This window comes from Bacillus sp. Root131, from assembly GCF_001429475.1.
Lineage (GTDB): Bacteria > Bacillota > Bacilli > Bacillales > Bacillaceae_G > Bacillus_A > Bacillus_A thuringiensis_S.
In genome coordinates, this window is sequence record NZ_LMJQ01000044.1 from 149,394 (window position 1) to 161,057 (window position 11,664).

Here is an 11,664-nt window from a genome sequence, read left to right on the forward strand (position 1 = left end):
AATACAAAAGCTGCTTCTTAAATACGAAGCAGCTTCTTGAGTTCTTTGGCATATGTACGGCTAACAGGTACTTTCGATCCTTCTTTCATGATTAAATTATAAGTAGAATTGAACCATGGCTGAATTTCAGTAATATGATTAATATTTGCAATAAAGCTACGATGGACGCGCATGAAGTTTGCTTGTGGTAACTTCTTCTCTAAAATTACAAGTGTATCATGTGTTACATATGTTTCCCTCATTGTTTTTACTGTTACTTTCCCATCTACAAGCCCTACATATATAATATCTTCAATATTCACAAGTACGATTGATTCTTCAATTGGTAATGCTAATTTATGCATCTCTGCTGTTACATCTGTCCCCTTTATTTCGTGCTTCGTTTCTATTTGCGCTTGTTTTTGTTTTTTATACTTCTTTAATGTTTGCACAATACGCTCTTCATCAAATGGTTTTAAAATGTAGTCTAACGCATCTACTTCAAATGCTTGCAACGCATATTGATCATAGGCAGTAGCAAATACAATTGCAGGTGGATTTTTCATCTTCTTTAATATATTCGCGATTTCAAATCCGTTATCATCGGATAATTGAATATCTAAAAATACAATATCTGGTCTACATTGCATTAGTTCTTCTAATGCGTCTTCCACACAATCAGCCTCACCAACTATCTCAACTTCTTTCGTTCTCTCTAATAAATACTTTAGTTCATCACGTGCTAACATTTCATCGTCAACTACTAATACTTTTAACACCTGGCTCTTCCTCCCCTACTTTTTTTGGAATAATAAAGGTAATCTCCGTCCCTTTATTTAATTCACTTTCGATATGAAGCATCGTTTCTTTCCCAAATAACCCAATAAGACGTTCATTAATATTATATAAAGCTGTTCCAGTCCCTTTCTTTGAAGAAACTACCATCTTTCCTAATTGTTCTAAACGTTCTTCCTCAATTCCCTGTCCATTATCTTTTACTTCAAAGTGAACCATACCCTCTTTTTCAAAAACATGCACTTCCACTTCACACACTGGTTGCTTCTTCGGAAAAGCATGTCGCAATGCATTTTCAACCAATAGTTGAAGAACAAATGGTGGTACTAAAGTTGTCTTTAGCTCATCCTCAATATACATCTTTACCTCATACTTATTTGGGAACCTTGCTTGTTCTAGTGATAAGTATGCCTGTACATGGTTTAATTCTTGTTCCAGTGGAATCAATAACTGACGTGCTCCTTGCAAATTACAACGGAAATACACGCTAAGCTGTAATAATAACTTCCTTGCTTTTTCTACATCTGTTCGGCATAAAGCTGATACTGTATTAATCGCATTAAATAAAAAGTGCGGGTTAATTTGCGCTTGTAATGCTTTTATCTCCGCATCTTGAAGTAATTTACTTTGCAACTCAGCTTCTCCTAACTCTAACTGCGTGGAGAATATTTTTGCTAACCCTTCTGCTAATTCTTCTTCAACGCGACTTAACTGGTTAGAATTTTTGAAATACAGTTTTAATGTCCCTATCGTATTTCCATGTGAAGTTAGTGGAATAACAATAGCGGCTTGTAAGGGACAGCCTTCATGTTGGCAATTAATAACCTCACGTGATTTCGCCTTCATTATTTGCCCTGTATGTAAAACTTCTTTTGATAAACCAGTTATTAAACTATGTGAAGGAATATGGTGATCTGATGCTAATCCAACGTGCGCTAATATTTTCTCTGTATCTGTTAAAGATACCGCATCTGTTCCTGTAAAGCGGTGAATAATTTGTGCCACATGCTTACACGATTCTTCTGTTAAGCCTTGACGAAAATACGGTAACGTTTTATCAGCAATACGCAATACTTTATGAGTCTGAAGTGCTTTTGCATTCTCCTCCTGACGCAAAATAGCTTGTATCATAGAAAGTAAAATAAAACTTCCAAAACTATTTACAAGAATCATCGGTATCGCTATTGTTTTCACAACGCTAATTCCATCCTCTATAATTAATAAAATCATAAGCATTTCTAAAGATACGATAAAAATACTTAAAACTGCTGAAAACTTAGGAGTAATTGTACGGTTATATTTTTTGAAAATATATCCGATATAACCAGTTATAATCCCCGCTAAAATAGAAGAGATTGCGCAACTTAGCGCTGTCGTACCACCAAGCATATAACGATGAATACCAGCAATAAACCCTACTCCAATCCCTACGATAGGGCCACCAAGTAAGCCGCTAATACCAACACCCATAATACGCGTATTCGCAATTGTACTTGACGAAGAAACACCTTGTAACCAATTTTCATTCATAATTGTATTTCCCGCTATTTCAATCCCAGTGTAATTGCTTACAATTGTAAATACCGAAAAAATACAAATAAGCTTAAGCTTATCTACATAGCCATCCTGTTTATGAAGGAGGCGCCTGAAAGTTTTAATATGAGAGAGTAAAAATCCTAAAATAACTATAAGTCCGACTCGTTCAATCATCATGAGTACTAAATTTAGCATCTTTGATTCATTCCTTTTTATTTAGTTAGTTTTATTATGGGAAAATAATGAAGCCGACGTCAAGAAGAACGAAATGTTTTTTGAAATATTTCACACATAATAACTTCCTCTTTATTTGACAATCCAATAGAAGAGTGCTAAAAATAAAGTAATATAATACAGTCCTTTAACCCAACCCCGTGAGGTTGAGAAGGAAGTCGGAATACAATATACGTATGTTCTTTTTTGGGGATACGTATGCTTTTTTGGCCTTCTCATCATATCAGGTGAGAAGGCCTTTTGTTATTCTTCCATAGCGACTGTAGAAAATAAGGAGGAGTAATAATGAACGTCACTACTGATGTACAACAAACAACAGAGGAAACGAAAGCGAAAAGGTATAAAACATTATTTGGTTCTGCGCTAGGATATGCAGCAGAAGGTTTAGATATGTTGCTATTATCTTTCGTACTTGTCTATATTTTAAAAGAGTTTCACTTAAGTCCTGTTGAAGGTGGAAACTTAACATTAGCTACCACAATAGGGATGTTAATTGGTTCTTATTTATTTGGATTTATTGCTGATTTATTTGGCCGTATTCGTACAATGGCCTTCACAATCTTACTGTTTTCACTAGCAACCGCACTCATTTATTTCGCAACAGACTACTGGCAATTATTAATTCTTCGCTTTTTAGTTGGAGTGGGAGTTGGTGGTGAATTCGGAATCGGAATGGCCATTGTAACAGAAACATGGTCTAAAGAAATGCGCGCTAAAGCGACATCTGTTGTTGCACTTGGATGGCAATTTGGTGTACTGATTGCTTCACTCCTTCCAGCATTTATTGTCCCACACTTTGGATGGAGAGCCGTTTTCTTATTTGGATTAATTCCAGCTTTACTAGCTGTCTATGTCCGTAAAAGTTTAAGTGAACCGAAAATATGGGAGCAAAAACAACGCTACAAAAAGGAACTATTGCAAAAAGAAGCTACAGGTAAATTAACAACTACTGAAGCAGAACAACTAAAACATATAAAAAAATTCCCACTTCGAAAATTATTTGCCAATAAAAAAGTAACAATCACAACAATCGGTCTTATTATTATGTCGTTTATCCAGAACTTCGGATATTACGGCATCTTCACATGGATGCCAACTATTTTAGCAAATAAATATAACTATACATTAGCAAAAGCGAGTGGCTGGATGTTCATTTCTACCATCGGTATGCTAATTGGAATTGCAATCTTTGGTATTCTGGCTGATAAAATTGGTCGTCGTAAAACTTTTGCAATTTATTATATTGGTGGTACAGTATACTGTCTCATTTACTTCTTCTTATTCACAGATTCAACATTATTATTATGGGGAAGTGCATTGCTTGGATTCTTTGCAAATGGAATGATGGGAGGGTTTGGGGCAATTTTAGCTGAAAACTACCCTGCTGAAGCTCGCTCTACCGCAGAAAACTTTATTTTCGGTACAGGACGTGGGTTAGCTGGATTTGGGCCTGTTATTATCGGCTTACTCGCTACAGGCGGCAACCTGCTTGGAGCATTGTCCTTGATTTTTATCATCTACCCAATCGGGTTAATTACAATGCTAATATGTGTACCAGAAACAAAGGGAAAAGTATTAGATTAAACGTAAAAGAGGAAGCATCTTATTTAAGATGCTTCCTCTTTTACGTTTTTATTTATTTTGATTTACTAGCCTTCTGAAATAAGAATGCAGTTTTATCTTCTTCTTTTACAATACCTTGTTTTAATGCTAATTCTCCCGCAACTTTAGGCGCTAACCATAGCATTGGGAATAATAAAATTGATACCGGAACTGCCGTCACTACGATAAACGATTGTAGCGCATTAATACTTCCTTCACCCATATATAAAAGAATTGCTGCAACTGCTCCCATAATAAGCGACCAAAAAATTCGCAAACTAATTCTAGGATCTCCGTCTCCAGTCACTGCCATTGAAATGGAATACGCCATTGAATCTCCTGTTGTCACTACAAATAAAATTGTTAATAAAAGAAATGCTGGTCCAATAATATTAGAAAGTGGCAATTGCCCTGTAATTGCAATCATAGCTGCCGGCATACCAGATTCACTTAATGCGTCCGAGATAGAACCAGGATTCATTAACTCATAAAACACACCTGATCCACCTAATATAGTAAACCAAAACGTTGTAATAATAGGTGCGATAATTCCAATTGCAACGATGATTTCTCGAATCGTTCTCCCTCTTGAAATTCGACTCACTAAAATTGCCATCATTGGTCCGTATCCAATAAACCATCCCCAGAAAAAGATTGTCCAAGATCCTAACCAACTTGTATCACCACGGTATGTGCTCATCGGTATAAACTCACTTACATAAAATCCAAACGAAGAAACAAACGAATCAATAATAAATCCACCTGGCCCAAATAGTAATATGAATGCCATTAACAAAATTGCTAATCTAACATTTAAATTACTTATAATTTGAATCCCTTTATCAATACCTGTTACTGCCGATATGGTAGACACGGCCACTACACAAACAATAATTGCCAATTGAGTAGTAAACACATCAGAAATTCCAAATAATTCTTGTAACCCATAACTTGCTTGTAAACCTAAAAATCCAATGGGGCCAATTGTACCTGCAGCTACTGCAATAATTGCAGCTGCATCAATTATCGTTCCAAGCAGGCTCTTTCTTAATTTTTCCCCAAAAATAGGATATAAAAGCGTTCGAGGTTTTAGCGGCATACCTTTATGATAATGTCCATACATCATAACTACCGCACTAATTGTACCTAAAATCGTCCATGCTAAAAATCCCCAATGCATATAACTTTGTGCTAAAGCAGGCATGACTGCTTCTTTCGTTCCAGCAGATATACCATCATGTATTGGTGGCACCGTCATCAAATGGTACATTGGCTCTGCTGCTGCCCAAAAAACGCCACCTCCGGCAAGTAATGTAGACATAATAATAGCAAGCCATTTTGCCGTACTAATCTCAGGTTTTTCTAATCCCCCAAGTTTAACTCTCCCATATTTGGAGAACGCCATACACATCGCAACAATAAATGTACCTAATAATAAAACTTGCCAGAAGGTACCAAAATATTTAATTGAAAAAGCGAAACTGTTATTAATCGCACTCTCTACATAATCCTTGTTCAAAAAAACTGCAATTACAAATAATAAAAGTGAACCACCGCTAATAATAAATACAGGCCAATCAGTTTTTCGACTCTTCATCCTCATTTACACTTCCTCCTTCCTCAGCAATCTAAAAAAACAACTTTATTATGTTTTATTGTTTAAACCCAAAACAAAATAATTATATATGCATAACATTTTATCGACTTCCCACATACTTATGTTGTCCCTAAAAATATGCCAAATCCCTTATTAAAAAGAAAAAATCTCTTTCTCTTACATAAAAAAGCAAAACAAAAGACCTTATATTTCTATAAGGTCTTCGAAACAGAAATTTGATTATAACATAAGGAACTCCTTGGTTCAAAAATCCTCTTCCAAAAATAACCGAGAGTAAAGGCTTCCATTTGCTACATAACAGTAATTAAAAAAATTATATTTTGCAGAAAAAAACTGCACTAAATATTATTTATGAAAGAAATTTGGCTTCAAAATTTCATTCGGATACGGTTTGTGATAAATATGAGTGGTAGCTGGAGATAATGGTGGAATAAGCCACACCCAATTACCTGTTACAACACGACCACAAGCAGCTTCTTGCTTCTCAAATTGCTGAAATTGTTGTGCAGCAGTATGATGATCAACAATACTAACTCCTTGTTTTTTAAAAGAGTGTAGTACGGCAATATTCAACTCAATTAGCGCCTTATCCTTCCATAACGTACCGTTTCTCGATGTATCTAAATCCATCATCTCCGCAACAGCCGGAAGTAAATTATAACGATCATGATCCGCTAAGTTGCGCGCCCCGATTTCTGTTCCCATATACCATCCATTGAACGGAGCAGCTGTATAAGAAATACCGCCAATTTCTAAGCACATATCCGAGATCATTGGAACCCCATACCATTTTGCTCCAAGTGATGAAATAGGGTATTCTGGGTGTTCAATTGGCACTTCTTTTACTTCTTTCCTCGGAATTTCTTTATATGTAGGCGCCTTCCCGTTTATAGAAAACACAAGTGGCAATACATCGAAATTCGTACCTTCTCCTTGCCAGCCAAGCTCCTGACAAAAGTCCGTAAATGTAGCGGAATGAGAGTCACCGATCACTCCCATTTCTGTTTTATATCCTGCATATCGAATCAATTGGTGATTATAAATTCGTATATTATTTTCCTCACCTTGATATTGCTTAAAAATCGTAATGGTTGGTTTAACTTTCCCGTCGTTCGTTGCATATTTAATATGATGAATTAATGCATTATATACACCCTCTTCATCATTTACTTCGCGCGCATCTAATATGTGCATCTTACTCCAAAATAGTCTTCCAATACATCTATTACTGTTACGCCATGCCATTCGTGAACCATGAACAAGTTCTTCAAATGTATGCTCATATGTCCCTGTCTTCTCTACCTCAATTTGAATTTCTTTTATACGTTCTTCTATCAATTGTTCTTTATGAAGCTCTTTATAACAAATCGTAATAAAATTACTTGCTTCCTCTATTAATTGTTTCGTTTCACTCATAAACAATCTCCTTCTATTTCAACAAAACCCTGATACTTTACAGTATAAGCAAAAAGGATAGGAGTCACAAATGAAAGCGAGAGTGTTACTTTTATTGTAATATTTTTCAGAAAATTAACGAACTTACTATTGACTTCCATAGAAAATGAGTGTATTTTTGACTCAGGTAAAGTATTTTTACCTAGACCAACTTTTGAATAGAAAGGAGGGAATGTTATGTCTTCATTTCAATTGCCAAAGCTTTCATATGACTATGATGAACTAGAGCCACATATCGATAGCAATACACTTTCCATTCATCATGGAAAGCACCATGCGACATACGTAAACAATTTAAATGCTACTTTAGAAAATTATACTGAATTACATAATAAATCTTTAGAAGAATTGCTATGTAATTTAGATGCTTTACCGAAGGAAATTGTTACAGCTGTACGAAATAACGGTGGTGGTCACTATTGTCATAGTCTTTTTTGGGAAGTGATGAGCCCACGAGGTGGCGGTGAGCCTAATGGAGACGTTGCAAAAGTAATTGATTATTATTTCAATACCTTTGACAACTTAAAAGATCAACTTTCCAAAGCAGCTATTAGTCGTTTTGGAAGTGGCTATGGATGGCTTGTTCTTGACGGTGAGGAACTCTCTGTTATGAGTACACCAAATCAAGATACGCCTTTGCAAGAAGGAAAAATCCCCTTACTCGTAATTGATGTATGGGAACATGCTTATTATTTAAAGTATCAAAATCGGCGCCCCGAGTTTGTTACCAACTGGTGGCATACAGTAAACTGGGACCAAGTAAACGAGAAGTATTTACAAGCAATTCAATCGCAAAAACATTAGTCGTACGTATAAGGTAAATTTGGTAATGTAAAATCAGTATTGTCGAAATCCTCCAGAATCCCCCGGATTGCCACCGGGGGATTTATGATTACTTCATTGTATTTATATAATGTTTTAAAACATTTTTTATTTCTATTTTCAGCTCTCGGAACAAAAATCCAAATTCACGAGCCTTTCCATTATGTAACGTACAGTTAGTTACCTCATTATAAGGAGCTATATTTTCCCCAGCTTCCTGGATAAGTGCTTTTATTCCCGTCTTCTCTTCTATGAAATGAATAATTTCTTCCGTAGAAACTACCCCATTACTACAGGCGTTAATTGGTCCTTTCACATTTTCCATTCCGCACCAAGCTAGAAACTCTCCTGCCTCTTTTTCATGTATAAATGACAAATTTCCATCTACATGATCCACAACGATAGGGTTTTGGTTCACAACACATTCAACGTAAAATTGTAACCTTTTCGTATAATCATTTTCTCCAATAACAACTGGAAAACGCACTGCAACGACTGGGAATGTTGCATATTGAAATAAAACCGCTTCGGCTAATCGCTTTCCTTCACTATAATTAAAATCATTCCTATCTCCATATGTAATTGCATATTCGTATGGATTAAAGTCCTCTTCTAACAAGCTTAATGCAGGTTCATAGACAGCCATTGAAGATGTCATAATATACTTCTTCGTTTTTCCTTTCAAAACTTCACATACCATTTTCGCTGCATTTGAACTATAGCATAAATTATCGTATACAATATCATAACTTTTTCCTTCTAGACGCTCTTCTAGTAGTTTTCCATCTTCTCTATCGACAATTATTCTTTTTACTGCGTTACCAAAAGAATCTTCAGTAACTCCCCTCGTGGCAATTGTTACATCGTGTCCAGCTTGCAAAAGGTACTCTACTAAATGTTTACCAAAAAATCTTGTTCCTCCTAGCACCAACACTTTCTTCAATTTCATCATCCCCATTTTTGCAATTTATAAAATACTACTTCTTTTATTATAAAAGGCTACTATAAAAAAAAGCATGAAATCAGTTTAACGATTCCATGCTTTTATGCAGATAATATATTAACGGACTCTATATTTAAAAATACAATAACAAAAGTACAAAATAGAAATTACTGATACATAAACCCATAGTTCATATACAAATCCCTCTCCCCACACTCCCATAAAATAAAATAGTGAAGGTAAAGTCAATGTTACCCATGATTGTACGAAGGCGATTCTTCCGAGATATTGATTAATATTCTTTTTTTGTGTATTTAGCACAAAGAATAAGTACCAAAGTAATGCCCACATAAACCATGTTAACGCATTAACAACATCATGAAATTGAACAAATGAAACAACCATATAGAATAAGGCTATAATTGCTACCCAAATACAAAACCATCCTAGACCACTACTATCCATTCCCTTTATAAAAGTAACACCTACATATAAATAGGTTAATCCAAATAAGAAAGTAGCCGCATATGAATACACTGTCCAATTGCTTTGGTCAGAAATCATGATCAAATAAAACGGAATAATAATTTGTAGTGCACCCACAAATAAATTAAAAACACCCGCACTTTTCATCTCTGCTTTCCCTAATATAACAAGACTATTTAAAAATAAAGCTGCCCCTGAAAGTAATAATCCTACATAACCCATATATACTCGTGTGAAAATCTTTACCTTTCACACTTTTAACCTCCCCACACTATAAAGTGATACTTATATTATTTTTCTTCCCATTTAAAACTACATACATAATTTTTCATCTGTATAAGTCAGACCTCCTACCTTAAAAAAGGAGCGAACTTAAAACGCTTTCAATAACAAATAATCCTATCAAAACATGAACTAGGATTCCTTGATTATAAACGGACTCTAGCGATGATACAAGTGTTGGAATACATTTCAATAATACGCTTTCAATTTCCATAAAAAATGAATAAAATAATACATTCCTCTATCTCATTCTACTACCTTCTAGCATAAGATATTGTAAAATCCTATCATTTTAAGAAAGGTTTGATATTTATGCCTCTTCATTATCCAAATCATTCTGTTTTTCACTCTACAGGTGTATTAACAAGAGAACCTGCAACTATTTCAGCGGTCATAAACATTGTAAATTTAGATGCATATTACGCTCACTATGTAAATATAGAAGTGTGGGATTGGTCTAATTATTCTAATCCTGTAAAGTTACCTGTATTAATTGGTGAAAATGCAGAAGTAGAATTCCCATATGTTTTACAAGGCAATCATCTCGCAGTCTTTTATGCTAATTTAGATGAGACTATTGATTTGTATGAAATACGTATTTCTTATCCCGCTCACTCCAATATTATTGCAAATTGTTTCGGACGAAGTCTCCCACCATATACAAGTCAAGAGGGAAACACAGTATATCACAAACAACTTGTTCGAATTCATTAATTCCTCCTATTATGTAATAGGTGGTGGTCCGTAATACATTCTTTCTTATGAGAAAATTGTATTACGGACCTAAAACGCGATAGTAACCCTTAACAGTTTTTGATTGTTTCAAATCCTCAATTTTGTATAAGGAATAGGCTTGAATCAAAACCTTTAATTTCTTTTAATAAATTTACATATGCTCGCTGAAATTGCTCTTGTGTTGCTGGCTGATCATAAAATAAAACTTTAATCAGTTGGGGTTTTACAGGCAGTTGATCCCTCATCTATATCCTTTCCGATAATTTTCCTTATTTATAACAATACCTTTGTAGCACTTTTCAATCTTTATTCACTTACTACTAGGCTATATTAAATACACTTTCGTTCTAAGACGAGAAATAGAGCGCATACTTAATAATCAATACCTTTACTAATATTGAAAGTATCGATTCCTACACGTGTTGCCAGTCAAATATTCCTATAAAACAGGGAACGTTCTTTTCTAGGTTAGGTAATAAACTTAATAAAAAATGAATATAAAAAATGACCTCTTGCTTTTAAGCAAAGGTCATTTTTTTATTCATCATTAAACTTCTAAATAGCCATTTTTATTATTTGATTGCCATTTCCAAGAATCTGCACACATCTCTTCTAATCCGCGTGTTGCCTCCCAGCCTAATTCACGCTTTGCTTTCGATGCATCAGCAAAACATACTGCCACATCACCTGGGCGACGCTCTGTGATTTTATAAGGAACTTTCTTGCCCGAAACTTTTTCAAATGCTTCAACCATCTCTAGTACACTATAGCCCATGCCTGTGCCCAGGTTATAAGCATCTACTCCTGTTGTACTCATTACTTTCTCAAGCGCCTTTACGTGACCATTTGCTAAGTCCACAACATGGATGTAATCACGGACTCCTGTTCCATCTTTCGTTGGATAGTCATTTCCGAATACACTTAATTCTTTTAACTTACCTACTGCTACTTGCGTTACATATGGCATTAAGTTATTTGGGATTCCATTTGGATCTTCTCCGATACGCCCACTTTCGTGTGCACCAAATGGATTGAAATAGCGAAGTAATGCGATACYCCATTCTGCATCTGCAAATGCYACATCACGCATAATTTGCTCAATCATTAATTTCGTTTGACCATATGGATTTGTTGCACTTAATGGAAACTCCTCCGTAATCGGTGACGTTTCCGGGAT

At 35.2% G+C, this 11,664-nt stretch carries 10 protein-coding genes and 1 pseudogene; 3 read left to right on the top strand and 8 right to left on the bottom strand.

Annotated elements, in window-relative coordinates:
* Positions 1–17: 17 nt before the first annotated feature.
* Positions 18–758, bottom strand: coding sequence for a LytTR family DNA-binding domain-containing protein (locus ASE54_RS32305; protein WP_000921846.1), 741 nt, complete (start codon positions 756–758; stop codon positions 18–20).
* Positions 736–2,505, bottom strand: a complete 1,770-nt coding sequence (gene lytS / locus ASE54_RS32310) for a two-component system sensor histidine kinase LytS (RefSeq protein WP_000933558.1) — start codon at positions 2,503–2,505, stop codon at positions 736–738. Before lytS ends, ASE54_RS32305 begins: the two co-directional genes overlap by 23 nt.
* A gap of 324 nt (positions 2,506–2,829) precedes the next feature.
* On the opposite strand from lytS, the gene ASE54_RS32315 reads away from it, so the two are divergent.
* Complete coding sequence (locus ASE54_RS32315) at positions 2,830–4,128, top strand: MFS transporter (RefSeq protein WP_001103416.1); 1,299 nt, start codon at positions 2,830–2,832, stop codon at positions 4,126–4,128.
* Positions 4,129–4,180: 52 nt separating this feature from the next.
* On the opposite strand, the gene ASE54_RS32320 is transcribed toward ASE54_RS32315, so the two are convergent.
* Positions 4,181–5,749 carry a BCCT family transporter gene (locus ASE54_RS32320; RefSeq protein WP_001242452.1) on the bottom strand — a complete coding sequence of 523 codons (1,569 nt, stop codon included), beginning with the start codon at positions 5,747–5,749 and terminating at the stop codon, positions 4,181–4,183.
* A 360-nt stretch (positions 5,750–6,109) separates the two neighbouring features.
* Positions 6,110–7,180, bottom strand: coding sequence for a nitric oxide synthase oxygenase (locus ASE54_RS32325; RefSeq protein WP_000005086.1), 1,071 nt, complete (start codon positions 7,178–7,180; stop codon positions 6,110–6,112).
* A gap of 216 nt (positions 7,181–7,396) precedes the next feature.
* Between ASE54_RS32325 and sodA the strand changes: the two genes are divergently transcribed.
* Positions 7,397–8,023, top strand: coding sequence for a superoxide dismutase [Mn] (gene sodA, locus ASE54_RS32330; RefSeq protein WP_000094037.1), 627 nt, complete (start codon positions 7,397–7,399; stop codon positions 8,021–8,023).
* 88 nt (positions 8,024–8,111) lie between these two features.
* Here the strand turns inward: sodA and ASE54_RS32335 are convergent, their stop codons facing one another.
* Entirely contained in the window at positions 8,112–8,999 is an 888-nt protein-coding gene (locus tag ASE54_RS32335) for an NAD-dependent epimerase/dehydratase family protein (RefSeq protein WP_003310130.1), read from the bottom strand.
* 102 nt (positions 9,000–9,101) lie between these two features.
* On the bottom strand, positions 9,102–9,692 hold the full coding sequence (locus ASE54_RS32340) for an AmiS/UreI family transporter (protein ID WP_000542567.1): 591 nt from the start codon (positions 9,690–9,692) through the stop codon (positions 9,102–9,104).
* A 372-nt stretch (positions 9,693–10,064) separates the two neighbouring features.
* Here ASE54_RS32340 and ASE54_RS32345 point away from each other — a divergent pair, with 372 nt between their 5' ends.
* A complete protein-coding gene (locus tag ASE54_RS32345; RefSeq protein ID WP_001128270.1) occupies positions 10,065–10,466 on the top strand; it encodes a hypothetical protein in 402 nt (133 codons plus the stop codon).
* 119 nt (positions 10,467–10,585) lie between these two features.
* Here the strand turns inward: ASE54_RS32345 and ASE54_RS37675 are convergent.
* Positions 10,586–10,785, bottom strand: a pseudogene (locus tag ASE54_RS37675) (glucanotransferase); the annotation flags it as partial.
* Positions 10,786–11,034: 249 nt separating this feature from the next.
* Positions 11,035–11,664 (bottom strand): UDP-glucose 4-epimerase GalE (gene galE, locus ASE54_RS32350; protein ID WP_082599729.1); only part of this gene is annotated, 630 nt, incomplete at its 5' end.